24 protein-coding genes are annotated in these 23,767 nt (G+C 62.7%); 12 read left to right on the top strand and 12 right to left on the bottom strand.

What is annotated here, in order from left to right; all coding sequences use genetic code 11:
• Nucleotides 1-30: 30 nt before the first annotated feature.
• The 6 genes from CHU95_RS10840 to pobA all read right to left on the bottom strand — a co-directional run bounded on the left by CHU95_RS10840 (nt 31) and on the right by pobA (nt 4,459).
• Complete coding sequence (locus tag CHU95_RS10840; protein WP_094456364.1) at nt 31-681, bottom strand: OmpA family protein; 651 nt, start codon at nt 679-681, stop codon at nt 31-33.
• Between the two features lie 12 nt (nt 682-693).
• Entirely contained in the window at nt 694-1,089 is a 396-nt protein-coding gene (locus tag CHU95_RS10835; protein WP_245838138.1) for a CHAT domain-containing protein, read from the bottom strand.
• A gap of 25 nt (nt 1,090-1,114) precedes the next feature.
• On the bottom strand, nt 1,115-1,468 hold the full coding sequence (locus CHU95_RS10830) for a two-partner secretion domain-containing protein (RefSeq protein ID WP_094456362.1): 354 nt from the start codon (nt 1,466-1,468) through the stop codon (nt 1,115-1,117).
• A 57-nt stretch (nt 1,469-1,525) separates the two neighbouring features.
• Nucleotides 1,526-1,939, bottom strand: a complete 414-nt coding sequence (locus CHU95_RS10825) for a BamA/TamA family outer membrane protein (RefSeq protein WP_094456361.1) — start codon at nt 1,937-1,939, stop codon at nt 1,526-1,528.
• Between the two features lies 1 nt (nt 1,940).
• Entirely contained in the window at nt 1,941-2,543 is a 603-nt protein-coding gene (locus CHU95_RS10820) for a POTRA domain-containing protein (RefSeq protein ID WP_165772119.1), read from the bottom strand.
• A 746-nt stretch (nt 2,544-3,289) separates the two neighbouring features.
• Nucleotides 3,290-4,459, bottom strand: a complete 1,170-nt coding sequence (gene pobA / locus CHU95_RS10815; RefSeq protein WP_094456359.1) for a 4-hydroxybenzoate 3-monooxygenase — start codon at nt 4,457-4,459, stop codon at nt 3,290-3,292.
• Between the two features lie 127 nt (nt 4,460-4,586).
• Here pobA and CHU95_RS10810 point away from each other — a divergent pair, with 127 nt between their 5' ends.
• A complete protein-coding gene (locus tag CHU95_RS10810) occupies nt 4,587-5,468 on the top strand; it encodes a helix-turn-helix domain-containing protein (RefSeq protein ID WP_165772118.1) in 882 nt (293 codons plus the stop codon).
• 24 nt (nt 5,469-5,492) lie between these two features.
• Here CHU95_RS10810 and CHU95_RS10805 read toward each other — a convergent pair whose 3' ends face one another.
• A complete protein-coding gene (locus tag CHU95_RS10805; protein WP_094456358.1) occupies nt 5,493-6,692 on the bottom strand; it encodes an MFS transporter in 1,200 nt (399 codons plus the stop codon).
• Between the two features lie 299 nt (nt 6,693-6,991).
• Here CHU95_RS10805 and CHU95_RS10800 point away from each other — a divergent pair, with 299 nt between their 5' ends.
• Nucleotides 6,992-8,452, top strand: a complete 1,461-nt coding sequence (locus CHU95_RS10800) for an aldehyde dehydrogenase (RefSeq protein ID WP_094456357.1) — start codon at nt 6,992-6,994, stop codon at nt 8,450-8,452.
• 27 nt (nt 8,453-8,479) lie between these two features.
• Nucleotides 8,480-9,295, top strand: coding sequence for a p-hydroxycinnamoyl CoA hydratase/lyase (locus CHU95_RS10795; protein ID WP_094456356.1), 816 nt, complete (start codon nt 8,480-8,482; stop codon nt 9,293-9,295).
• 4 nt (nt 9,296-9,299) lie between these two features.
• On the opposite strand, the gene CHU95_RS23045 is transcribed toward CHU95_RS10795, so the two are convergent.
• Nucleotides 9,300-9,431, bottom strand: a complete 132-nt coding sequence (locus CHU95_RS23045) for a hypothetical protein (RefSeq protein ID WP_281255162.1) — start codon at nt 9,429-9,431, stop codon at nt 9,300-9,302.
• 44 nt (nt 9,432-9,475) lie between these two features.
• Between CHU95_RS23045 and CHU95_RS10790 the strand changes: the two genes are divergently transcribed.
• The 7 genes from CHU95_RS10790 to CHU95_RS10760 all read left to right on the top strand — a co-directional run bounded on the left by CHU95_RS10790 (nt 9,476) and on the right by CHU95_RS10760 (nt 17,796).
• Entirely contained in the window at nt 9,476-11,023 is a 1,548-nt protein-coding gene (locus tag CHU95_RS10790) for an AMP-binding protein (RefSeq protein ID WP_094456355.1), read from the top strand.
• Between the two features lie 51 nt (nt 11,024-11,074).
• On the top strand, nt 11,075-11,539 hold the full coding sequence (locus CHU95_RS10785) for a MarR family winged helix-turn-helix transcriptional regulator (RefSeq protein WP_094456354.1): 465 nt from the start codon (nt 11,075-11,077) through the stop codon (nt 11,537-11,539).
• Between the two features lie 116 nt (nt 11,540-11,655).
• Nucleotides 11,656-12,699, top strand: coding sequence for an aromatic ring-hydroxylating dioxygenase subunit alpha (locus tag CHU95_RS10780; RefSeq protein ID WP_094456353.1), 1,044 nt, complete (start codon nt 11,656-11,658; stop codon nt 12,697-12,699).
• 13 nt (nt 12,700-12,712) lie between these two features.
• Nucleotides 12,713-13,444 (top strand): GntR family transcriptional regulator, encoded by a 732-nt coding sequence (locus CHU95_RS10775; protein WP_094456352.1) that lies wholly within the window; start codon nt 12,713-12,715, stop codon nt 13,442-13,444.
• Nucleotides 13,445-13,470: 26 nt separating this feature from the next.
• Nucleotides 13,471-14,448 (top strand): PDR/VanB family oxidoreductase, encoded by a 978-nt coding sequence (locus CHU95_RS10770; RefSeq protein ID WP_094456351.1) that lies wholly within the window; start codon nt 13,471-13,473, stop codon nt 14,446-14,448.
• Between the two features lie 103 nt (nt 14,449-14,551).
• Nucleotides 14,552-16,123 (top strand): thiol reductant ABC exporter subunit CydD, encoded by a 1,572-nt coding sequence (cydD, locus tag CHU95_RS10765; protein WP_094456350.1) that lies wholly within the window; start codon nt 14,552-14,554, stop codon nt 16,121-16,123.
• A complete protein-coding gene (locus tag CHU95_RS10760; protein ID WP_094456349.1) occupies nt 16,120-17,796 on the top strand; it encodes an amino acid ABC transporter ATP-binding/permease protein in 1,677 nt (558 codons plus the stop codon). The genes cydD and CHU95_RS10760 overlap by 4 nt, the downstream gene beginning before the upstream one ends.
• Before the next feature lie 8 nt (nt 17,797-17,804).
• Here the strand turns inward: CHU95_RS10760 and kynB are convergent, their stop codons facing one another.
• From kynB to kynU, 3 genes are read right to left on the bottom strand one after another with little or no spacing between them, the layout of a single operon-like run.
• The gene (kynB, locus tag CHU95_RS10755; RefSeq protein ID WP_207762444.1) at nt 17,805-18,431 is read right to left on the bottom strand and encodes an arylformamidase; all 627 of its coding nucleotides are present in this window, start codon (nt 18,429-18,431) and stop codon (nt 17,805-17,807) included.
• On the bottom strand, nt 18,428-19,252 hold the full coding sequence (gene kynA / locus CHU95_RS22705; protein ID WP_245838136.1) for a tryptophan 2,3-dioxygenase: 825 nt from the start codon (nt 19,250-19,252) through the stop codon (nt 18,428-18,430). Before kynA ends, kynB begins: the two co-directional genes overlap by 4 nt.
• 23 nt (nt 19,253-19,275) lie before the next feature.
• Entirely contained in the window at nt 19,276-20,511 is a 1,236-nt protein-coding gene (kynU, locus tag CHU95_RS10745) for a kynureninase (protein ID WP_094456347.1), read from the bottom strand.
• 140 nt (nt 20,512-20,651) lie between these two features.
• On the opposite strand from kynU, the gene CHU95_RS10740 reads away from it, so the two are divergent.
• Both CHU95_RS10740 and pelA read left to right on the top strand, forming a co-directional pair.
• Nucleotides 20,652-21,101, top strand: coding sequence for an Lrp/AsnC family transcriptional regulator (locus CHU95_RS10740; RefSeq protein WP_094456346.1), 450 nt, complete (start codon nt 20,652-20,654; stop codon nt 21,099-21,101).
• Between the two features lie 119 nt (nt 21,102-21,220).
• Entirely contained in the window at nt 21,221-22,468 is a 1,248-nt protein-coding gene (gene pelA, locus CHU95_RS10735) for a pectate lyase (protein ID WP_094456345.1), read from the top strand.
• A 19-nt stretch (nt 22,469-22,487) separates the two neighbouring features.
• Here the strand turns inward: pelA and CHU95_RS10730 are convergent, their stop codons facing one another.
• Nucleotides 22,488-23,741 (bottom strand): AMP-binding protein, encoded by a 1,254-nt coding sequence (locus CHU95_RS10730; RefSeq protein WP_094456344.1) that lies wholly within the window; start codon nt 23,739-23,741, stop codon nt 22,488-22,490.
• Between the last annotated feature and the right edge of the window lie 26 nt (nt 23,742-23,767).

Here is a 23,767-nt window from a genome sequence, read left to right as displayed (position 1 = left end):
CGGTTCCGCGCCATGGTGCAAGCGCTGGTATCAGTCGCAGAACCGCAACGTGTCGGCGGAGGAAGACCAGGGGTTGGTGCCGACAACGAAAAGTTCGACGCGGCGCTGCTTTTCCGACACACAAGGCTCATCCGGCACCAGCCGTTCCTCCCCATATCCGACCGGCAGAAACTGGGTTTCCGAGGCGCCACGGCTAACCAGGATGGTCATGACGGCATTGGCCCGGCGCTGCGAGAGGACCTTATTGGCCTCCTCTGTACCGGCAGCATCGGTATGGCCACCGATTTCCAGACGAATATCCGGATTGCGGGCCAGAAAGTCGCCGATCTTTTCAAGATTGGGCCGGGCTGAGGGAGAAAGCCGCGCCGAACCGCTGGCGAAGGTGACCGAGGGCAATGTGATCCCGCGCGGCCTGTTCTCCACCAGGCCCCCGGCATTGCCCGCCGGCGCCTGGGCCGGCCCTGGATCAATTTTAACACCGCGGATGTCGCCGATCCCGATGGACCGCTTCGGGCCGAGCGGAGCGGAATCCGCCTGTCTGCCGCAGGCGGCATCAACCTGCCCCCGGAAGGCCAGTTGCATGTCGCAACTGGTGACGCCCTTGCTGGCATCAATCGGCTGCGCCCCGGCGGGTGCTGCCATCAGGAACATCAGGCAAAGCCATGACATGTGTTGTTTCATGATGAAGCTCTCTCAGGAAGGAGAAGGGCCGGTGGCCTCATCGCCACCGCCATCACCGACAAGACCGAAGACGGCCCAGGCGACGGGATGGGAAAAGGCCGGATCGTAGGATAATCCGTCTGGGCCCGGGGTCAGCGGGGCGCGCAACAAGGTGAGTTGTGCCTGACGTAGCGCTTGGGACACCGACAGGCCCGGATTTTCCCGCATCTGCTTGAACATGCCATTGGTGGCCATGTTGGCTGCGATGTCAGGGGCATCCCAGAAGGTGGTCATCACACTGCGGGCACCGGCCACCAGAAAGCCGTTGACCAGACCCGACAATGGTTCACGGTCAGCCCCCCCGCCGGACGCTGCCGTGGAACAGGCAGACAGCACCACCAGATCGGCATCCAGTTTCAGGCGGCTCACGGCAGTGGCGGTCAGGAACAGGTCTTCAAACTGCTGGGCGCTGGCCAGCGATAACGGTCCCGGTCCCGGCTGTAACGCGGTTCAGCGTGACCGACGCCGCTGATGGCTGTTTGAAAATCATACTTTCGTTGCTGGCCAGGTTGAAGCCGGTCCAGTCGATAACGGCGCGGGCCGTGGTTTGGCTGACCTCTGGCTGGGTGGCGGTGGTCGCGGCAATGGTGGCGGTGCCCTGCACCACCGTCCCGCCGGTTGGGCCGGCGTCTGCGGTCAAGGGCATCACCACCAGCAACGCACCAAGACCGACCCCGCCACGCAGCAGGGCGGTCAGACGGGTGCGGCGGGAGACAGCACGGGTCGTGATCAGCAATGGCGGCTTCATGGGCCAATCACCTTTCTGTCCAGGCAAGGGGGCGGTGGGCGTTTGGTCGCCATCGCATCAGAACCGGCCGAGCAGGCGCAGGAAGACCTGATCGGGGTTCAGCTTTTCGTCATTGCTGCGCGCGGGGTTGGTGACCAACCGTCGGGCATATTCAACGTCCAGAGAGAGAAAGCGGGTAAGCCCAAGGCGCACACCGCCCCCGACCGAGTGCAGGTAGCGGCGCGGCGGGTCTTCCGGTGCAATATCACAGACGGTGCCGTAATCATAAAACAGGTATGGGCCGATGGACGACCCGGCCAACAACCAGTCCGAGGGGGAACGGCCCGCCAATTCCACACTGGCTTGCACGGCACGGTCGCCGGTCAACTGTCCGAAATGGTATCCACGGCCATAACTGGCCCCGCCCAACTGCGCCTTCTGACTGGGCGGCAGGACATGAAAGCCATAGGTGCCGGTCACGGACCCCGTCACATCAATCAGCAGGCTCCCGATGCTGGTCAGCGCCTGACGCCGCGACAGGGTGACAGCCGTCCCGGTCCGCAGCTTTTCGGCGATACGCTGAATACGCGGCCACCGGCCCCGGATCGCCATTCAAAACGACATCAGTGATCAGCCCTTCGACCACCCGGATTTTCGGAACAGCCCCGGCCACTGCCAACGTGTCCGGCTCCAGGATGACACGGGTCAAAAAATAACCGCGTTTGAGGTAGATGTTTTGCAGCGCGTCGCGGATGGCGAAGAGGTCCGCAATGCTGATGACCGTTCCGATCAACGCACTATAGGCTGGCCTCAGATCCTCGGTGGCGATGGATCGGTTACCAGTCAGCGCCACATCCAGCAATGTGAAACGCGGCAGCTCCTGTCCGTCCGTCCCGGTGATTGGGGTAGACAGGGGTTTCACCTCTTCCTCAATGGCGGGAAGGGTGATGCGGCTGTCCGGCTTCCGGCTCGGGTCTTCCGGCGTTTCCAGGGGCCTTTGCAGCGCATCGGGTGGCGGCGGCGGTGCTGCCAAAGCAACACCGGCGGCGGCCAGAGACAGGGTTACCCCTAAGACCGCCCGGTGGCGTGCATGCAATACGGGGCATACGGCATATAATCTAAGATAGTTTTTTATCCTGCTCATATGCCCCATTCCGGTCTGATGGTGACAATAAGGCTCAGCCACGCAATCATCTTGAATACTAGATGAGCATGTTCCTTTTTGACTATACAAGTAACCATAAGATGAACTGCTACTATCAATAATATTTTTAAGTCTTTATGGTGAGTCAGTTAGCTAAATTATGATTTTCATTCGACCTTCATTTTAGCTCCGACGGGTTAGCCGCAGAGACCAGCCACCCTGTCTTTTCCTGCCTGATTTGCCGCTTAGAAAGGCCGATTGAGGTCCCGAATGGACGGCCGGCGCGGCGGCGCGCAACAGGCCCTCGCCGGTCATGACAGCGACACGGTCGGCGGCGCCGCACAGGGCCTGTGCTGTCAAAGAAATTTTCGTATCGGAGAATCAAGGCCGGGGGAGTGGGGCGGACGGTTTCATCCGCGCAAAGACCCGTTATCCCGTGCCATCTCGCGGCCCGTGATTGGCACACCAGCCTGATTTTGTGCTGGGCGCCGCGCAAAGAAGGCTTGGCGATGGACAGGCAGCAGCGTCACGCCAACGCAACGATATCCGACGTCGGATCACCGGCGGGCCATCGCCGGACTGCCTTGATGACTGAGAGAGTGGGGGTGCCCGTTTTTAGGACGGAGTCCGACGTAAAAGCCAGCACCCCCCATTGGCCAACCCAGTCGGGATGGCACTTGTTCCATGGGTATCAGGCATCAGCGCAGCGGCAGGCCCACGTAGTTTTCGGCCAGCGATTGCTGGGCCACATAGGAACCACGCAGATAGTCCAGTTCGGCGATCTGCATGCGCCGTCCAAACGCATCGGTTTCCGGAAAACGGTGCATCAGGCTGGTGAACCACCAGGAGAAGCGTTCGGCCTTCCACACGCGGGACAGGGCGCGGTGGGAATAGGCGTCGATCCCGGCGCTGTTGCCCCGATAATGGTCCGCCAGACCATCAGCCAGATAAGCGACGTCGGTGGCAGCGAGGTTAAGGCCCTTGGCCCCCGTCGGCGGAACGATATGGGCAGCGTCACCGGCCAGGAACAGGTTGCCATGGCGCATCGGCTCCGCCACGAAGCTGCGCAGCGGCGCGATGGATTTTTCAATCGAGGCGCCGCGTGTCACACGCGGCGCCACCTCATCACCCAGGCGCAGGCACAGTTCGTCCCAAAACCGGTCGTCGGACCAATCCTCCACCTTTTCCGTATTGGCCACCTGCACATAGTACCGCGAGCGGGTATGGGACCGCATGGAAGCCAGGGCGAAGCCCCGTTCATGGCTGGCATAGATCAGTTCATGATCACAGGGCGGCACGTCGGCCAGAACCCCCAGCCAGCCGAACGGATAGACCCGTTCGAAGGTGCGCAGGATATCGGCGGGAATGCTGGCCCGCGCCACACCGTGAAACCCGTCACAGCCGGCAATGAAGTCACATTCCAGCGTCTGGTCCACCCCATCATGGCGGAAGGTGACATGGGGCCGGGCACTGGTAATGTCATGCAGAGCTACATTGTCGGCTTGAAACAAAAGCGGAATCTCGCGACGGAAGGCGGCATCAATCAGGTCGCGTGTCACTTCGGTCTGGCCATAAACCATGACGGATTTGCCGGTCAGCGCCTTCATGTCGATACGGGTATTATCGCCATCCGTCGACAGCGCAAAACCTTTATGGGGCAGACCTTCACGATCCATCCGGTCATGAACGCCCACCTGACGCAACAAATCCACCGTTACCTGTTCAAGGATGCCGGCGCGGATGCGGCTTTCAACATAGGCGCGGTCACGCCGTTCCAGAATGACGCATTCGACACCTGCCTTGTACAAAAGGTGGCCAAGCAGCAATCCAGCCGGTCCCGCGCCGATGATGGCAACCTGTGTGCGCATCACGATCCCTCTCCCTGTCATTTTTATGGGGTGCTGGGGAAAGGATAGCGTCGGCGAACCATTGGCACAGGACACGCATCTATCAAAAAGTTGGATTTTTCATCGCCTGCTTGTCATGCTGCGGCGCATGAGCCGCAAAACCAGTAATCCCGTACCCCGTTTCTTCCTTTATGGAGAGGCGGAGGCCAAGGCAGATGAACATTTCATTCATGCCGAAACCGTGGAACGACGTAGTCAGCCTAGCGGCTGGCAGATCCAACCGCACGCCCATGCTGACCTGAACCATGTCCTGGTCATTGCCAGCGGTGGAGGGGCGTTGCTGGTGGACGGGACGCGGACGGGGTTCACGGCACCCTGCCTGCTGCTGGTCCCGGCGGGAGAGGTGCATGGGTTTCAGTGGAATGCCGACAGCCAAGGCCATGTGGTGACGTTTGTTGAACCACTGCTGCGCGGGTTGGTGCGGCGGGAACCGGGACTGGGTGACCTGTTCGGTCGGCCGGCCATCGTGCCCCTGGGTGATGACGGCGCCGACTGCCTGCGGATGGCGACCTTGCTGGAAGCGGAAACGTCCGGTACCCGCGTGGGACGGTCGCTGCTGGTTGAGGCCGCGTTGATGGCGCTGCTGGTTCATGCCTGGCGGGCAGCACGTCTGTCGGCGGGCGGCAGCGGCGCAGCCCGTGGGCCCCGTGCAGCCCTGGTGGCCCGTTACCGCGACATGATTGAACAATATTATCGTGCCGGATGGGGTGTCGCACAGTTCGCCGATGCGTTGGGCGTCACGCCGGGGCGGCTGCGCGCGGCCTGCATCGCTGTGACAGGCCATCCACCCCTTGATCTTCTGCATGACAGGCTGCTGGCTGAAGCCAAACGCAGCCTTCTGTACAGCGATCTGGCGGTGGCAGAAGTCGCATTCGACCTGGGTTTTACCGATCCGGCCTATTTCAACCGCTTTTTCACAGGCCGGGTCGGATGTTCACCCGGACGGTTCCGGCAGGGCGCGGCTGGTTAACAACCCTGCCCCGTCGGAGCGCCGTTACGCGTCGATATAGCGACCACGGATCGTCATGATCGCAGCAGAGATACCGGCGGCCAGGACCACCGGCACCATGGCCATAGCCACACCTGCAGGTCCCCAGCCCTGACCCAACAGGTGACCGGCCACCAACGGACCGGCAATGGAACCCAGGCGGCCGACCGCAATGGAGGCCCCGGTCGCCAAACCGCGTACCGTACCCGGATAATAGAGCGGGATGACACCATAGAGCGAGTATTGCGCACCCAGCAGGAAAAATCCGGCCAAACCTGCCAGAATCAGCACCGGCCCCAGACTGTCCGCACCGGCCAGACCGAACATGGCCAGCGCCAGACATGGATAGGCGGCGATGATGGGAATGCGCGGGCCCAGCCGGTCAACCAACACCCCGATGCCGAGCGCTCCGATGATACTGCCCGCGTTGAAAGCAAAGGCCGCGCCGGCACCACCGACCCCGCCCAGGCCCTTGGCAGCGACCAAAGAGGGCAACCAGTTCAGCAGCAGATACAAGACCAGCAGGGTCATCCCGAATGTGAACCACGCCAGCAACGTAATCAGCAACCTCCCTTCCCCGAACAGGGCCTTGGCGGCACCAGGGCGACCAGCCTGCGCGGTGGCGGAAGACCGGCTGTCCGGCATCAGTATCCACATGGCCGGCAGCAACAGCAGGGGGAGCACACCGCCAGCCAGGAAAATTGAATGCCAGCCATAGTCTTCCAAAAGACCCGCAGCGAACGCCGCAGCCAGGGCCCCGCCTGCCGGCATGCCGGAAAATAACAACGTGATAGTTCGGGTCCGGCGTTCCGGTGATGCAATTTCCAGCGCCACCGCCACCAGACTGGGCATGGCCGCCCCCATTCCAGCCCCCGCCAGGAAGCGGTAGACCCCCAACGATATGGGCCCGGTTGCCACCAGGGTGGCCAATGTGAACAGACCAAAAATCGCCACGCAGGCCATCAACAGCCCCTTGCGCCCCATCCGGTCAGCGAGCCAGCCACCCGTGACAGCACCCAGCACCAGCCCCGCCATGCCGGCCCCGAACACCACACCAGCCTGTCCCGGTGTTAGCCCTAGCTGGGGAATCAGATAGGGGGCGGCGACACCGATGGCTTGGATATCAAAACCTTCCAGCAGTGCGATCAGGTAGCAGAGAAATAAAGTGGTGCCACTGCGCGGCACGGAGCGGGCTGGAGCGCCCATGGGTAACCTCCCGTCGTAGCCCCTCGTCCCGGGGGCTTTTGGTGAACGTGACCCTACTATACAGAATCTCGTTATTGTACATAATCATTTTATTGGACAAGTGTTGGCGTCGATGTTTCTACTGATTGCCATGTCCATGAGGGGCGTTGCGGTCCTGAGAGATCGCGTTGAGGGGCCAGCGACCGGCCGATAAGGCCATGACCCCCGTAAGGGAATGTTCCCGCTTGCCATATGCTCATTATTGTTATATTGCATAACTAAATAACGGGCCAACGGCCCCTGCTGGGAGGAAATGGCGCATGAGTACAGAACTGGATGCCGCCCTGATGATCGGCGGCAATACCCGCGCGGCCGTCGACGGCCGTACCTTTACCCGCCTGAACCCGCTGACCGGACAGGTGGCCAGTATCGCGGCTGCCGCCAGTGTTGCGGATGCCTGCGCCGCCGCCGAAGCCGCCGCCGCTGCCTTTGCCGCATGGTCAGAAACCGGACCGAATGCGCGCCGTGCCCTGCTGCTGAAGGCAGCCGAGGCTTTGACGGCCCGGATGCCGGACTTTATCGCCGCGATGGCCGTTGAAACTGGCGCCACTGCGGGCTGGGCCGGTTTCAATGTCACCCTTGCTGCCTCCATGCTGCGCGAGGCGGCGTCGCTGACCACCCAAATCCATGGTGAGGTTATTCCGTCCGACAAACCGGGCTGTATCGCCATGGCCATCCGCCAGCCGGTCGGCGTGATTGTGGGTATCGCGCCGTGGAATGCACCGGTAATCCTGGGCGTCCGCGCCGTGGCAACCGCCCTGGCCTGCGGCAATGCCGTTATCCTGAAGGCGTCGGAACTGTGCCCCCGCACCCATGCCCTGATCGGATCGGCGCTGGCCGATGCCGGTTTCCCCGCAGGCGTGGTCAATGTCATCACGAATGCCCCAGAAGATGCCGGGGCCATTGTTGGCGCCCTGATCGACCATCCCGCGGTTCGCCGGATCAATTTCACGGGCTCAACCCGGGTCGGCCGCATCATCGCCGAACGTGCGGGCCGCAATCTGAAACCGGTGCTTCTGGAGTTGGGCGGCAAGGCACCGCTGGTGGTGTTGGAGGATGCCGATCTGGACGAAGCCGTGAAAGCCGCTGCCTTTGGCGCCTTCTTCAATTCCGGTCAGATTTGCATGTCCACCGAACGGATCGTGGTCGATAATCAGGTAGCAGACGCTTTTGTCGAAAAGTTCGCCGCCAAGGCTGCCACCCTGGTGGCCGGTGACCCGCGCGAGGGCAAGACGCCGCTGGGTTCGGTGGTCGATCCGCATGCGGTCACCAGCATCCAGGCTCTGATCGACGACGCCGTGGCCAAGGGCGCCAGACTGTACCAGGCCACACCGACCAAGGGCACGTTGATGTCGGCGGCCATTCTGGACCATGTCACGCCCGCCATGCGCATCTATGGCGAGGAGAGTTTCGGTCCGGTCACCACCATCGTGCGTGTTGATGGCGAGGATGCGGCCATCCGCGCCGCAAATGACACCGAGTATGGGCTTTCGGCTTCCATCTTTACCCGCGACGCGGCACGCGGCCTGCGTCTGGCCAAACGGATCCAGTCCGGCATCTGCCACGTAAATGGTGCTACCGTTCATGATGAGGCGCAGATGCCGTTCGGCGGGGTCAAGGATAGCGGCTATGGCCGGTTCGGCGGCAAAGCCGGGATTGATGCTTTCAGCGAACTGCGGTGGATCACGCTGGAAACACTCCCCGGCCATTTCCCGATCTGATGAGATTCCCCTTTCAGGATGAACAGCATGAGCACCGATGACACTGTCGCGTTCGATGTCGTGGACGGCATCGCCTGGGTTCGTTTCAATCGCCCGGACAAGCGCAACTGCATGAGCCCGACCCTGAACCGCCGCATGATGGCGGTTTTGGACGAGCTGGAATTCCGCGAGGATGTGGGTGTTCTGGTACTGTCGGGCGAAGGGTCGGCCTGGTCCGCCGGCATGGACCTGAAAGAATATTTCCGCGAAACGGAGGAACGGGGCCTGGGCGCCACGCGTCAGGCCCAGCGTGAGGCCTATGGCTGGTGGCGGCGCCTGCGCTGGTATCAAAAGCCGACCATCGCCATGGTGAATGGCTGGTGCTTTGGTGGTGGGTATGGCCCCCTCTATGCCTGTGATCTGGCTATCGCAGCAGAGGAGGCGAAATTCGGCCTGTCGGAAATCAACTGGGGCATCCTGCCCGGCGGCGGCGCCACCAAGGTGGTGGTCGACCTCATTCCCCTGCGTGATGCCATGTATCACGCCATGACTGGTGAAGCCATCGACGGCAAGAAGGCTGCCGAATGGCGTCTGGTGAATGAGGCGGTGCCGCTGGCCGGGTTAAAGCATCGCGTAACGGAGATCGCCAAAGTTCTGCTGGAAAAGAACCCGGTGGCGCTGAAGGCGACCAAGGACGCTGTGCGGCGGGTCAAGGAAATGACCTACGACAATGCCGAGGACTTCCTGGTCCGCGCACAGGAAGCCGCCAACTCCTACGACAATGACGGCCGCAAAGAAGGCATCCGCCAGTTCATTGATGAGAAAAGCTACAAGCCCGGCCTGGGTGCCTACAAACGCGGATGATCGTTCAAAGGCGCAGGTCCAGGTCAAACACCAGGCGTGGCCTGGCCAGGGCCAGCAATGGCCAGGTGTCGAAGCGCGCCGTCGGCAGTCGGCCAAGACGCGCCTTCGGCAGTCGGCCAAGACGCGCCTTCGGCACGATCCGACATCCAGGGTCTGTTCCAGATTTACCAGAGGCTAGCCATGACCATCGCCCCTCTTCCCGCCCCTGATCCGCTGGCGTTTCAAGCGGCGGCGCAGCCAGAGCGTATTGCGATCATCGATTTGATCGAGGGGCGCCGCTATACCTATGCCGAGTTGGATATGGCGGTGAACCGTTGCTGCGCCTGGGTGTCATCGCTGCTGGCAGATGCGGCGGGTCAGCGTATCGCGGTGATCGGGCGTAATCATGTTGCCATCCCCATCCTGCATCTGGCGGCGGCACGGCTGGGGGCGATTTTCGCCCCGTTGAACTGGCGGCTGACCGTTGCGGAACTGGCATTTCAGGTGGCCGACGCAGGCCCTGCCCTGTTGCTGGCCGATGCGGAATTCTTGGAAACCGCAGCGCGGTCGGCAGAAGGCCAGGACGGCACACGGGTCATGGACATCGCTGCCGCGTTCGCCCAGTGGGACGGATTGGCGCCAGCACGGCCGCTGCGGATACCGTCGGCCGACCACCCATCCACCCTGCTTTACACCTCGGGCACCTCAGGGCGACCCAAAGGTGCCCTGCTGTCCGAAAGCAACCTCTTCTTTACCAATGTAAATTTCAGCCTGATGAACCGGGTCAATGCCACCAGTGTTGTACTGTGTGACATGCCGCTGTTCCACGTGGTCGGGCTGGTGACCATGGTCCGCACGCCCCTGATGCAGGGAGGCACCCTGATCCTGTCACGCGGGTTTGACCCCTCGGTGACCCTGGCCCGTCTATCGGACCCGGACCTGGGTATCACCCATTACATGTGTGTGCCGCAGATGGCGCAGACCTTGCGCCAGCATCCCGATTATGACCCTGCCCGCCTGCATCGTCTGGTCGCCCTGTGTACAGGTGGAGCGCCCATGCCCGCGGCCCTGATCCAACGGTTCAGCGATGATGGCATCACCATCGCCGATGGTTATGGCATGAGTGAAGCCGGAACCGTGTTGGGCATGCCGATCAGCAACCGCGAGCGTATTGTGGCCAAGGCCGGTTCCGCCGGCATCCCTGGTCCCACTCTGCGCCTGCGTCTGGTTGATGATGACGGCATTGATGTACCGGATGGCGCCGTCGGGGAGATCTGGATCCATGGCCCCAACCTGTCACCGGGCTACTGGAACCGACCGGAACTGCCGACGCTGGCCGAACAGGGGGGCTGGTTGCGAACCGGCGACGCGGCACGGCGGGATGCGGACGGGTTCTATTATCTGGTCGATCGCAAGAAGGACATGTTTATCTCTGGTGGTGAGAATGTCTATCCGGCCGAGGTGGAAGCCGCGGTCCTGGAGATGGATTGTGTGGCGGAAGTAGCGGTCATCGGGGTACAAGATGCGCGCTGGGGCGAAGTCGGTTGGGCCTACATTGTACCGCGGGCAGGCCATTCAGTGACACCAGAGCAGGTTCTGGCCCATCTGGAAGGACGTTGCGCCCGGTACAAGCGGCCGCAGCGTATCATCATCACCGATAGCCTGCCGCGCACCGGTTCCGGCAAGGTACAGAAACATCTGCTGCGCCAAAGGGCTGCCGATGACACGAATTCCTCGAATTCGCCATGACATGATTGTAGGTTGCGAGGGCGAGCGCGTCATGGCGGTGGAGTGATCGGAATGGATGATCGCAGCGGTATCGATCTGTCTGCCCTGCAGGGATCTATCGGGTATAGGTTGCGTCGAGCGCAGATCGCGGCTTTCACGCTGTTCACACAATTCATGGCGGAATTTGACATCCGTCCGACGCAGTTCGCGATCCTCACCGTGATCCGTGACAATCCAGGGCTCAGCCAATCGCAGATCAGCGACGCGCTTGGGCTTAAACGGGCCAATTTGGTGCCATTGCTGGACGGGCTGGAAGGGCGCGGTTTGCTGGTTCGTTCCCCGTCTCCGGCTGATCGCCGCTCCTACTGCCTGCATCTGACCGACCATGGTCAGGAACGGATGCAGGAAATCCAGGCACGGCACGATGCCTATGAGCAGGAATTGACCGCGTCACTGGGTGCCGCTGGACGGGGGGCCCTGCTGGCGCTGCTGGACGGGTTCCAGTTCGCCACCAGTGACGGCGACGCCGAGGGATAACCATAAAATTAACCCTCTGACACCAAGTCGGGGCGGTAAGCCGCCCCGTCGACTCTTGCCTAGAAAAGCTGTATACAGCTTTTGATACCAAGATACAGAAGAAGGGAGATGCCAGCATGGCCCAGAGTTTTCCGCTGAACGCCTGGTATGTTGCTGCCTATGATGTGGAAGTGGGGCGCAAGCTGCTGGCCCGCACAATCTGCGGCAAACAGGTGGTTTTATACCGAAAGCAAGACGGTTCAGCGGTGGCTTTGGCCGATGCGTGCTGGCATCGCTTGTTGCCACTGTCATTGGGCCGCCTGGAAGAGGACCGGGTGGTCTGTGGCTATCATGGGCTGGCCTATGATGAGACAGGACGGTGTGTATACATGCCGTCACAACACACCATCAACCCGTCGGCTTGTGTGAAAAGCTATCCGCTGGTCGAACGCTATCGGTTCCTGTGGATCTGGCCTGGTGACCCGTCCCTGGCCAATCCGGCGCTGATCCCCGATATTCACTGGAACACCGATCCGACCTGGGCCGCCGATGGCAAGGTCATCCATGCCAAGTGCGATTACCGGCTGGTGGTCGATAATCTGATGGATCTGACACACGAAACCTTTGTGCATGGCGGGTCCATCGGCAATCAGGCGGTGGCGGAGGCGCCGTTTACCGCCACCCATTCCGACACAACCGCCACCATTACGCGCTGGATGGTGGATATCGAGGCACCGCCCTTCTGGGCCGATAATCTGGGTCGCAAGGACCATGTTGATCGCTGGCAGATCATTAACTTCACGGCCCCCTCCACCATTATCATCGAGGTGGGGGTAGCACCCACAGGTACCGGTGCGCCGGAGGGTGACCGGTCCCAGGGGGTGGATGGGCGGGTCATCAACTGCCTGACACCGGAGACCGAGACCACCTGTCATTATTTCTGGGCCTTTGCGCGGAATTTCGACATCCATAATCAGGCCCGCACCCATAAGATCCGTGAGGGTGTGGCCGGTATCTTCCGCGAGGATGAACATATTCTGGAAGCACAGCAGAAGGCCATCGACGCCAACCCCGGCCATATTTTCTACAATCTGAATATTGATGCCGGGTCAATGTGGGCACGTCGCCTGATCGACCGGATGATCGAGCGCGAGAAGCGCCCCGCCCTGGCCGCAGAATAAGGAGCGTCCTGCCATGAGCTACAACAAGGACGCAGCCCAGACCGTGCGGGCACTGGCCGGCATCCGCGACCTGATCCTGCGCGGTGAGGTTGAGCCAGGCGAAAGACTATCGGAGCCCGGTCTTGCAGAGAAACTGGGTATTTCCCGTACCCCCATCCGGGCAGCTTTGGCGCGGCTGGAACAGGAAGGTCTGCTGGAGCGGGTGCCGGCGGGTGGGCATATACCCCGCCGTTTCACCCTGGACGAAGCCATTGACGCCATCGAACTGCGTGGGGTGCTGGAGGGTACGGCGGCGCGGCTGGCGGCTGAGCGCGGGGTGGAGCCGCGGCGGATGATGGCCATTCACCGGGTGCTGGACGCAATTGATGCTGTCATCGCCCTGAACCCGGCTGCACCACCCCTGGACCGCTATACAGCGCTGAATGCGGAATTCCACACGCTGCTGTCGGGCTTGTCGGGCAGCGACACAATCGAGCGCGAGATCGACCGCTTGACCCGCCTGCCCTTTGCGTCCCCCAGTGCCTTTCTGGACAAGCCGGGCTTACCGGTGGTGCCACATTCACTGATACTGGCGCAGTCACAGCACCGCACTCTGGTGGAAGCCATCAGCTTGCGCGAAGGGGCGCGGGCCGAAGCGGTGGCGCGTGAACATGCGCGGCTGGCGCGACGCAACCTGGAACAAGTGATGGAAGGCGGCCACGCCGCCCTGCGCCGCTTCCCCGCCCTGGCGCTGGTCGCCGGCTGAACATTGCCTTGTGGGAGCATCAATCCATGAAAAATGACGCCGTGTGGACAGACGCCACCATTGTTGCCGCTGACGATATTGCCGATGGCGTGCGCCGGATCGAATTTGCCACCGCCAAGCCCATGCCGGCCTTTGACCCCGGATCGCATATCGCTATCCGGGCCCCGATCGCCGGCGGCCAGGCCATCCGCACCTATTCCTGTCTGCCTGATGCTGTACCCGGTCAGGTCGCGGTCGGCGTAAAGCTGCATCCCCATAGCCGTGGCGGTTCCCGCTATATGTTCAGCCTGAAGGTGGGCGACAAGGTCCGGATCACGACACCGGAGAATCGGTTCGACCTCTCCTGGCGTGCGCCGGATTATCTGTTGCTGGCTGGTGGCATCGGCGTCACGCCGATCTATGGCATGGCGCAGGCCCTGGTCATGCATGGGGCCGATCTGCGTATGGAATATGGCGGCCCGAGCCTGGGGGCAATGCCGTTTCGGGAACCGTTGCGCACCCTGCTGGGAGACCGGTTGGCGGTCCATGCGCAGGATGAGGGGGCGATGATCGACCTGGACACGGCCATCGCCCGTCTTTCGCCCGCAGGGGAATTGTATATTTGCGGCCCGCTGCCCATGCTGGAAGCGGCCAAACGGGCCTGGGCCAAGGCCGGGCGCGCGACTAGCCGTTTCCGGTATGAAGTGTTTGGCGATACTGGCCGCTTCTCCGAGGCGCCGTTCACGGTACGGGTTGCCGGGTATGACCGAGAGGTAACGGTGCCGTCAGACCGGTCACTTCTGGATGCTCTGGAAGAGGCCGGTATCCCGATGATCCATGATTGCCGCCGGGGCGAATGCGGTCTCTGCGCCGTCGATGTGCTGGATCATAGCGGAGAGATCGACCATCGCGATGTCTTCCTGTCGGACGCGGAAAAGGGCGAGGGCACCAAACTCTGCGCCTGTGTATCGCGCATCGCTGGCGGCAGGGCGTTGATCGATACCGGGTACCGGCCGCAGCGGTGATCCCCGCCCGCCTGTCCAACAGGTGGGACAGGGCGACGCAAGAAACCGGATAGCTGCGCTTTGCGCTACCGCCCAGACCCAAGGCTGGTTATTTTCCGCGACCATGTCGAGAAAAGCCCGCCCCCCCGTTCCACCCCGCCTGCGTCTGGCCGCCCTGGTCCAGGCGGCAGCGGCGCTGCTCTGGGTGCCGCAGGCTTGGCTGCTGGCGGCCGCCGTGTTCTCGCTGACCGGTCCATATGCGTCGCCGGGCGAAGCGGTGACGCTCGCCATGGTCTTTGCCGGGTTGGGCCTGCTGCGCGCCGCGCTGGATGCCTGGGGCGGTCGACTGGCGTTCCGGGCGGCCCGAGACGAACTGACCAGACAGCGGGCGCGGGCCGTGGCCGTGCTGTCGCAACGCGCCCCCCTGGACCCGACCCTACCGCCATCGGGGGAGATCGCGGGCCTTCTGGCCGAGCAGGCAGAAGCAGTGGTTCCCTACCTTCAGCGCTATGTGCCTGTGCGCTGGCGTCTGATTCTGGTCCCAGGGGTGATTCTGCCGGTGGTGGCGTGGCATTCCTGGGCCGCAGCACTGATCCTGCTGGTCGCAGCACCGCTGATCCCCCTTTGCATGGCGTTGGTCGGTATTCGCGCCAAAAAAGCCAGTGAGGATCAACTGGCAGCAGTTGGCAGCATGAACGGGCTGCTGATGGACCGGCTACGCGGCCTGCCGACCATCCGCGCGCTGAAGGCTGAGCACCTGGTTGCAGAGCGGCTTGGCACCCTGGCTGCCGATGTCAAGCGGCGGACCCTGGCCGTGCTGCGGATTGCGTTTTTGTCTTCGGCCGCGCTGGAACTGTTTTCGGCGCTGGGGGTGGCATTGGTAGCGGTCTATGTCGGATCGCATCTTTTCGGTCAGGCGGAGATCGGTACCTGGGGACAGACCTTGGGTTTGACAGAGGGTCTGTTCATCTTGCTGCTGGCGCCAGCCTTCTTCGAGCCGTTGCGGGAAATGTCCGCCCTGTGGCATGACCGGGCCAGCGGCGAGGCCGCCCTGCGCGCCATGACCGCCCTGGATGGCCCGCCATTGGTGCCGGTGGCGCCGACAGAAGCACCGCCGGAAGGCCCGGTCCTGCGTCTGGACGGGGTGACCTTTACCTATCCGGGGTCGGCACCGCTGGTGACTGGTGTCGACCTGGCGCTGTACCCCGGTGAAAAACTGGCGCTGTATGGTCCCAGCGGCGGGGGCAAATCCACCCTTCTGGCCCTGGCGGCAGGCCTGCTGCGCCCCGACAAGGGTGTGGTGGTGCGTCGGGGAAAGGTTGGCTGGATTGGCCATCGGCCTTTTGTGATGAATGCTTCCCTAGCAGCAAATGTCAGTCTGGGCCGGTCAGGAGTGGCGGCAGCGCCCGTGCTTCAACGCCTGCTGCCCGGACATGATCCGACACGGCGGGTGGGGGAAGGCGGGATTGGCCTGTCGGGCGGGGAAACCCTGCGCCTGGCGCTGGCCCGCGCCATCGCCGATCCGGACGCCAGCCTGATCCTGGCGGATGAACCGACCGCGCATCTGGATGCCAGCACCGCAGAAGAGGTGATCAACGCGCTTCTGGCGGCGGCACAGGGCCGCGCCCTGCTGATCGCCACCCACGATCCACGACTGGCCGCCCGCATGGATCGGGTGGTGGAGGTTGGGGCATGAAGGTGCATCTGCTGCTGCTGTTCCGCCTGTTCCGGGAGGCGGCGGGCTGGAAGCTGGGCTTTGGCCTGGGCCTGGCCTGCCTGACAGCGATGACTGGGGCGGCCCTGCTGGGCCTGTCGGGCTGGTTCGTGGCGGCGACCGGCATGATCGGCCTGGCAGCCGGGGGGGCCTTGGCTTTTGACCTGTTCCCGCCCAGCATGGGGGTGCGGGTCCTGGCCCTGTTGCGCACGGGCGCCCGATACAGCGAACGGCTGGTCACCCACGACGCCACCTTGTCGGTTATTGCGGGTCTGCGCGTGCGCCTGTTTCGGGCGCTGGCGCGGCCGAACCTGGGCAGGGCCCTGCTACAGCGACCGGGGCGGATGTTGTTCCGCATCACCGGCGATCTGGATACGCTGGATACGCTGTACCTGCGCTTACTGGTGCCCGTGGCTGGTCTGCTGCTGTTGTCGCTGGCCGGCATGGTGGTACTGGCGCTCCTGGCCGGCGGGGCTGGTCTGCTGCCGGGTCTGTTCCTGCTGTTCACCGGTCTGATCATGCTGGTCCTGGGCGGACAGGGCGGGCTTGCCGCCGGGGGGCTGCGTGCTGCGGCGCTGGAAGCCCTTCGCCTGCGGTTGCTGGATCTGGTGGCGGGCCGGGTGGAATGGCGGCTCGCAGGGCGGCAAGAGCAGGTGGCAAAACTGGCCCTGGCGGCGGAGACGCGGCTGGCACGGGCAGATGACCGTCTGAACCGGTTGGAAAGCCGACTGGCCCTGGGCCAGGGGCTGGCAGGCACAGCGCTACTATCGGGCGGGGTGCTTCTATGCGCAGAACTGGTTGACCGCGGGCTGCTGGGTGGTGCCGGGGTGGCTCTGTTCCTGCTGATCCTGCTGGGCATGATGGAGCCATTGACACCATTGCGGCGGGGGGCCGTGGAGTTGGGCCGCAGCCTGCGCGCTGTGCGTCGGGTGGGCGATGCCCTGTCAGCAGACATGCCGGAAGCACCGTCCATGACGATGACGCCGGATATCACCCTGACCGATATCCAGTTCCGGCATCCGGGGGCTGTGGCTGCTTTATATGACGGCTTCAACCTGTTAATCCCGGCGGGGCAGCATGTGGCCATCATCGGTGACAGCGGGGCCGGAAAATCCAGCCTGATTGCCCTGCTGACCAGGGAAGTGCAGCCCCAGGCCGGATGCGTTTCCACCCCCGCCTGGGGGCTGTTGGCCCAGGAATCCGCGCTTTTTCAGGACAGTGTCCGCGCCAACCTGCTGCTCGCCGCGCCAGCCGCCAGTGATGTTCTGTTGTGGGATGTACTGGAACAGGCGGGGCTGGCCCGTGTCGTGCGGGAAATGCCAGGCGGGCTGGATGCCAGACTGGGTGAAGGCGGGAGCGGCCTGTCGTCGGGACAGCGGCGGCGTTTGGCCCTGGCGCGGTTCCTGTTGCAGGACAAGCCTTTATGGCTGTTGGATGAGGTCACGGAAGGGATTGACCTTGCCGTCGCCACCCTGATTTTGGCGAAGATCAAGGAAGCAGCAGCAGGCCGGACCATCTTGCTGATCACCCATCTGCGCCGTGAGGCGGCCCTGGCTGACCGGATCATCCGGTTGTCACAGGGCCGTGTGATCCAGGATGTCAGGCGTGGCGACCCGGAGTTCCCCAACGCCCTGTTATCCCTCCGGCCCGACTGACGCCCGTTTCACAGCGAACGCAGGATGGCGCGAACAGGCGCAGCGTCGGCGGTAGCCAGCCGCAGCGGCAAGGCGATCAGCTCAAACATCCCCTCAGGGACATCATCCAGGACCAGCCCCTCCAGAATGGCCATGCCATGACGGCGGACGGCCATATGGGCATCCATGGTCTTGGAAGATTGCGGGTCCAGCGACGGAGCATCCACCCCGATCAGACGCACCCCCTGCCCGGCCAGGCTGTCGATTGTATCGGCGCCGATCGCCGTAAAGTCACTGTCCCAGACATCCTGTGGGAAACGATCATAGGTCCGCAACAGCAGGCGGCGCGTTCCCGTCGGCACCCGCCCCGCCAGGTGGCCACTCTCCACCCTGTTCAGCCCCGGCGGCAGGTGCAGAACCAGGGCCGGCCCCAGGTAGAGATCCAGATCCACCGCCCCAATGGGCAAACCGCCCGCATCATAATGCAACGGCGCGTCGGCATGGGTGCCGGTATGGGTCGACAATGTCAGCCGGCTGACATTCACCGGACAGGACGCGTCAATGGCCCAGACCCGTTGCTCGGCATAGTCGGTGTCGCCGGGCCAGACGGGGATGCCGGAGCGGATCGGCTGGGTAATGTCATAAATCCGGCTCACAGTGCGGTCCTCAGGCTCAGTAGTTCGGGGAAGAAGCTGGTATCCAGGGCCTTCACCAGATACTTGACGCCGCTGGTCCCGCCCGTCCCGGACCGGTAGCCGATGATCCGTTCCACCGTTTTCATGTGGTTGAAGCGCCATTGCTGGAACCGGCCTTCCAGATCCACCAGCTTTTCTGCCAGCTCATAGAGGTCCCAATGACGGGCCGTATCGCGATAGACCTCACACCAGGCCGCCTCTACCGCCGGGTTGGGCTGATAAGCGAGGCTGAAATCACGTTCCAGACATTCGGGCGGTAGGGCGAATCCGCGCCGGGCGAGCAGCCGCAAGCATTCGTCATAAAGTGAGGGTTCAGCCAGGGCGGTCTCCAGGGCCGCATAGGCGGGCGGGTCGGCCCGGTGGACCTGGATCATGGCGGCATTCTTGTTGCCCAGCATAAATTCCAGCAGACGGTACTGCCAGGATTGAAAACCGCTGGACTGCCCCAGATGCGGGCGGATACGGGCATAATCGGCGGGCGTCATGGTGGTCAGGACATCCCAACTCTGGATAAGTTGCCGCTGCACCTGCGCCACACGGGCGATCATTTTGAAGGCGGGGCCAAGCTCATCCTTGCGGATTTGCTGACGCGCTTCCTTCAATTCATGGATGCACAGCATCATCCATAATTCGCTGGCCTGATGAATGATGATGAACAGCAGTTCGTCATGCTCCGGCGACAATGGATGCTGTGAAGCCAGCAGCGTGTCCAGGCCCAGATAACGGCTGTAGGAGATGTCGGGGCTGGCATGAAACGTGTCGCCACCCGCCGTCATGCCCATGGGGCATCCTCTGCTTTGCTCACTCATGTCACGGCTGCCTTGGTCTGGAAACGGTCCTGGCGGTACTCACCGGACTGCATGATATTGGCCAGGTGAGCCACCGCCTCCCACAGGTCCACATAGCGCAGATACAGCGGCGTGAACCCAAAACGCAGGGCATCGGGCGCGCGGAAATCACCAATGACGCCACGCGCAATCAATGCCTGCATGATGGCATAGCCATCAAGATGGGACAGGCTTACATGACTGCCGCGCTGCCCGGCCTCACGCGGACTGATCAGGCCGAAAACATCGCCGCACATCTGTTCGACCAGCGTGATAAACAGGTCACCCAGGCGCTGCGACTTTTCCCGGATATGGCTCCGGTCAGCGCGCGCCATGATGGCGACCCCTTCTTCCAGCGCTGACAGGCCCAGAATGGGTGGGGTGCCACATAGGTGTCGCCGCATGCCATCGGCCGGGCGATAGGTGTCATCAAACGCGAAGGGGGCGGCGTGGCCCATCCAGCCCGACAGGGGCTGTACCGCGTCCGCCTGATGCCGGCGCGCCACAAACAGGAAGGCTGGTGCCCCCGGCCCGCCATTGAGATATTTATAGCCGCAACCGACCGCGAAATCCGCACCGGCTCCGTTCAGATTGACCTCCAGCGCACCGGCGCTGTGTGACAGATCCCACAGGGTCAACGCGCCGACGGCATGGGCGCGCGCCGTCAGGTCGGCCATATCATGCATGCGTCCGGTCTTGTAATGAACCTGGGTCAGCAGCAGCAGGGCCACCTCATCCGTCAAGGCTGTTGGCAGGTCGGCGGGCGCTACGGTCCGCACCTCCACCGCCCCACCCAGGAACATCGTCAGGCCCTGCAGCATATAGAGGTCGGTGGGGAAATTGCCGGGTTCCGAAAGGATGATCCGCCGACCGGGGCGCAGGCGCAACGCCGCAGCGGCCAGCTTGAAAATATTCACCGAGGTGCTGTCGGCGACAATCACTTCGTCCGCATGCGCCCCGATAAGCCCGGCAATCGCCGCCCCCACACGACCGGGCATATCGATCCAGCCCGCCTCGTTCCAGGACCGGATCAGGCCACGGCCCCATTCCTGTTCAACGGCACGGACCATGCGGGCCTTAGCGGCCTTCGGCAGAACGCCCAGCGAATTGCCGTCCAGGTACAGCACGTCAGGCGGCAGATCGAATTCATCGCGGAACGGGGCCAGCGGATCGCCCTTGTCGAGGGCCTCCAGCATGGCGCGGGTGATGGTCATACTCTGTCCCTCTTTTTACGTCCCCCATGGCCTACTTGTGATCATATCAAAGCCCAGAGGGAACATTGTCGCAAAGTCGCTTGTCTGATATCTAAAATTCGGAACATTATTCTGCTTTCCTACATTATTTAGGAACGACAATGGATCGGACAGATCGTCGGCTACTGTCACTTGTCGAACAGGATGGCCGCGCCTCCTTTGCGGAGATCGCTGAAGCAGCGGGCCTGTCAAAGACCGCCTGCTGGAACCGATTGCAGAGTCTGGAACGGGCCGGGCTTGTTAAAGGCTATGGGGCACGGTTGGACCGGGACAAGCTGGGTTTGTCAATCACCGCCTTTGTCAGCGTTACCATTGACCTGGGCCGGCATGATGATTTTGAACGGGCGGTGGTGGGGGTACCGGCAGTGCTGGACTGTCACACCACTGCCGGTGAATTTGATTATCTGCTGCGTGTGGTGGCCCGCGATGTCTCCGCCTTGGACGATCTGCTGCGCACACAATTGGGGCCCTTGCCAGGGGTCCGGTCCTTTTCCACGCGCATCTGCCTGAAGACGATCCTGGAACAACGTCCCTTGATGGACGCCCTTTAAGGAACGGGGTCAGGGGCAACCCTACCCGGTCGATATTTTTGTCCATCAAGTCACTGGCGCCCGTTTAGGAAACCGGTATCATTGGCGCGAAACCTCGACTCTCCGATAAGGATAAGCGCATGAAACGCCTGGCCCTGCTGGCCCTTCTGCTGACCACAACGGCGCATGGCGCCACGATCGGCACCATGGTCCCGGCAGAACCGCTGACGGTCGAACGTATCGCCAGCAGCGCCCCGATCGAACGGGCCGCTTGGCAGGACTATCTGGCGCGGTCCGCCTCCCTGCTGGTCAAGGACAAGGCCAGTCTCGCCGCCGAGCTCCCGTCCGGACACCCGATACCGGCGCCCGCAGCCGGCGGCAACGGGCCGAAATCCATGCCGCTGGACAAACCTGCCACCTGGTATGGCGGGGCCGAGGCGCGGCACATTGCCGATGTTATTGTCAGTTTCCAAACACCGGCCGGTGGTTGGGGCAAGAACCAGCCACGCGACGGCGCCATCCGGCAGCCAGGGCAGCATTATGTGGCGGGCGAGCATGGCAAAGACGGGCAACGGCCATGGAACTATGTCGGAACCATCGATAATGATGCGACCGTCACGGAAATACGGTTCCTGTCGCGGGTTGTCTCTCAACTGCCAGCGGCGGATGCCGGTTCCTACCGGGCCTCCTTGCTGAAGGGGGTGGATTATCTGCTGAGCGCACAAATGCCCAATGGCGGGTGGCCGCAGGTCTGGCCGCTACAGGGCGGCTACCACGACGCCATCACCTATAATGACGATGCCTTTGTGCATGTGGCGCAACTGCTTTTGGAAGTGGCAGCCGGCAAGGAAGGTTTTGCCACCGTTCCCGCCAGCACCCGCGAACGGGCTGTCAATGCGGTGGTCAACGCCATCACCTGCATCCTGACCACACAGGTGGTCAAGGATGGCGAGCGATTGGGGTGGGGGCAGCAGCATGACGCCCTGACCCTGCGCCCCGTGGGCGCCCGCAATTTTGAACCCGCATCGCTGTCCAGCGCGGAAAGTGCCCGCATCCTTCAGTTCCTGATGGGTCTACAAACCCCAACAGAAGAAGTGAAGGCCGCGATCCGGGGCGGTGTTGCCTGGCTGAGGGACAGCGTCATCAAGGATCGCAGTTGGGAAAAAACCGAACAGGGATCCGTGCTGAAAGTCAGTCCCGGTGCCAAGCCACTTTGGGCCCGGTTCTATGCGCTGGATACCAACCAGCCGATCTTTGGTGACCGCGACCGCACCATCCATGATGATGTGGCCGCGTTGTCGGAAGAACGGCGCAACGGTTATTCCTGGTACAACACCGCTCCCCAGAAGACGCTGGAGATTTATGAACGGTGGGAAGCGGCAAACTGAGGCGACGATACAGGCGCCGTCACCAGTCGCACAGTTTTCCCAGGGCGGATGTTGGAAGGACAGGTCCGAAGGTCCAGCTTTTCGGGCGTTCCGGCATGGAAAGCTGGGTATCGGCCCAGGCCTGCAGCGTCGTTTCCAGACCGATCTGATCTGGATCTTGCGGCACGATAAAGGCCTTCAGGCGCAGGCCACCGGGGACGGGCATGGTCCGCACAGCGGCGTCGCGCACAGCGGGGTGCGCACGCAGGGCAGTCACCACCCGTTCTGGAAAGACGTTGACACCGCCGATCTGCACAGCGCCGTCACGGCGGCCAGTCAGTCGGAAGTGACAATCATCCACACGGTCCAGCCGATCTTGCAATTCCTTTTCCAGCCCATCCCAACCGGCATGCAACCCGGTACCATCGCTGTTCAGGGAGAGGCCGTCGAACAGACGGAATGGCTGCTCCGGTGATTGGCGCCAACCGATGCCGGCCGTCTCGCTCGACCCATAGACTTCCGTCAAGATCAGGCCCCGCGTCATGAGGGTTTGGTGAACAGCCGGGTCCAGTGGACCGGTGGAACAGACACCCGACACATCTGACAGGCGATAATCGCCGGTACGGGCCAGCAACGCCCATTGTTCAGGCACCGCCACCAGCAGGTCCCCCGGCCGCAGATCGGACAGGATGCGGCCCGGCAACCGCGACCGTGCATCAACAACCGCAGCACCCAGCATCCGGGGCAAAAGGATGGTGAACAGGAACCCATAAATATGGTGGCCGGGCACCAGACTGATCACGCGGGTACACGCCCCGAACAGGCGCGCATGCACGGCCACTTCGCGTAGAAGCCCGTCCACCCGATGGGTACAGGGTTTGGGAGTTCCGGTGCTGCCAGAGGTGCGAAAGGTTATTTCCTGATCAAAGATGGAAAGACCCTTTGCGACAATCTGGACCCAGTCGCCAAAGCGCCGGCGGGCAAGCAGGTAATCCTCGATGCCAGAACGATGAAGGTGAAGTACTTCTGTCAAACTGGTGGCGATCGACACCAGTTCCAGACTGTCCATACCCAGGCCGTTGGCGCCAAACTCTAACTCCGGCGCCCAACCGCCGGAAGGCGGTATGGTGGCACCGGGGCGCAAACGCGACAGATCGGACGCCACCAGGTCGGCAATGAAGCGGGACAGTGCTGCGCCGTCGCGCCACCAAATGGGCCCCACCGCCCCTGACACCGTGGCCTTCCCCCCCGCTTGTCCGTCGCGGTCGCTTTCAAAAGGTTCAACCATGTCCATCGCTGGCACGCTCTGGCGCAAGGCGG

Source organism: Niveispirillum lacus (assembly GCF_002251795.1).
In the GTDB taxonomy this organism is placed as follows: domain Bacteria; phylum Pseudomonadota; class Alphaproteobacteria; order Azospirillales; family Azospirillaceae; genus Niveispirillum; species Niveispirillum lacus.
This window is presented reverse-complemented; position numbering and strand designations above follow the sequence as displayed.

Bases quoted from the DNA above. Each gene is read 5' to 3' on its own strand.
- CHU95_RS10840 (WP_094456364.1), bottom strand. From the start codon at position 681: ATGAAACAACACATGTCATGGCTTTGCCTGATGTTCCTGATGGCAGCA.
- CHU95_RS10830 (WP_094456362.1), bottom strand. From the start codon at position 1,468: ATGAAGCCGCCATTGCTGATCACGACCCGTGCTGTCTCCCGCCGCACC.
- pobA (WP_094456359.1), bottom strand. From the start codon at position 4,459: ATGCGCACACAGGTTGCCATCATCGGCGCGGGACCGGCTGGATTGCTG.
- CHU95_RS10810 (WP_165772118.1), top strand. From the start codon at position 4,587: ATGAGCCGCAAAACCAGTAATCCCGTACCCCGTTTCTTCCTTTATGGA.
- CHU95_RS10805 (WP_094456358.1), bottom strand. From the start codon at position 6,692: ATGGGCGCTCCAGCCCGCTCCGTGCCGCGCAGTGGCACCACTTTATTT.
- CHU95_RS10800 (WP_094456357.1), top strand. From the start codon at position 6,992: ATGAGTACAGAACTGGATGCCGCCCTGATGATCGGCGGCAATACCCGC.
- CHU95_RS10795 (WP_094456356.1), top strand. From the start codon at position 8,480: ATGAGCACCGATGACACTGTCGCGTTCGATGTCGTGGACGGCATCGCC.
- CHU95_RS10790 (WP_094456355.1), top strand. From the start codon at position 9,476: ATGACCATCGCCCCTCTTCCCGCCCCTGATCCGCTGGCGTTTCAAGCG.
- CHU95_RS10785 (WP_094456354.1), top strand. From the start codon at position 11,075: ATGGATGATCGCAGCGGTATCGATCTGTCTGCCCTGCAGGGATCTATC.
- CHU95_RS10780 (WP_094456353.1), top strand. From the start codon at position 11,656: ATGGCCCAGAGTTTTCCGCTGAACGCCTGGTATGTTGCTGCCTATGAT.
- CHU95_RS10775 (WP_094456352.1), top strand. From the start codon at position 12,713: ATGAGCTACAACAAGGACGCAGCCCAGACCGTGCGGGCACTGGCCGGC.
- CHU95_RS10770 (WP_094456351.1), top strand. From the start codon at position 13,471: ATGAAAAATGACGCCGTGTGGACAGACGCCACCATTGTTGCCGCTGAC.
- cydD (WP_094456350.1), top strand. From the start codon at position 14,552: ATGTCGAGAAAAGCCCGCCCCCCCGTTCCACCCCGCCTGCGTCTGGCC.
- CHU95_RS10760 (WP_094456349.1), top strand. From the start codon at position 16,120: ATGAAGGTGCATCTGCTGCTGCTGTTCCGCCTGTTCCGGGAGGCGGCG.
- kynA (WP_245838136.1), bottom strand. From the start codon at position 19,252: ATGGGCATGACGGCGGGTGGCGACACGTTTCATGCCAGCCCCGACATC.
- kynU (WP_094456347.1), bottom strand. From the start codon at position 20,511: ATGACCATCACCCGCGCCATGCTGGAGGCCCTCGACAAGGGCGATCCG.
- CHU95_RS10740 (WP_094456346.1), top strand. From the start codon at position 20,652: ATGGATCGGACAGATCGTCGGCTACTGTCACTTGTCGAACAGGATGGC.
- pelA (WP_094456345.1), top strand. From the start codon at position 21,221: ATGAAACGCCTGGCCCTGCTGGCCCTTCTGCTGACCACAACGGCGCAT.
- CHU95_RS10730 (WP_094456344.1), bottom strand. From the start codon at position 23,741: ATGGACATGGTTGAACCTTTTGAAAGCGACCGCGACGGACAAGCGGGG.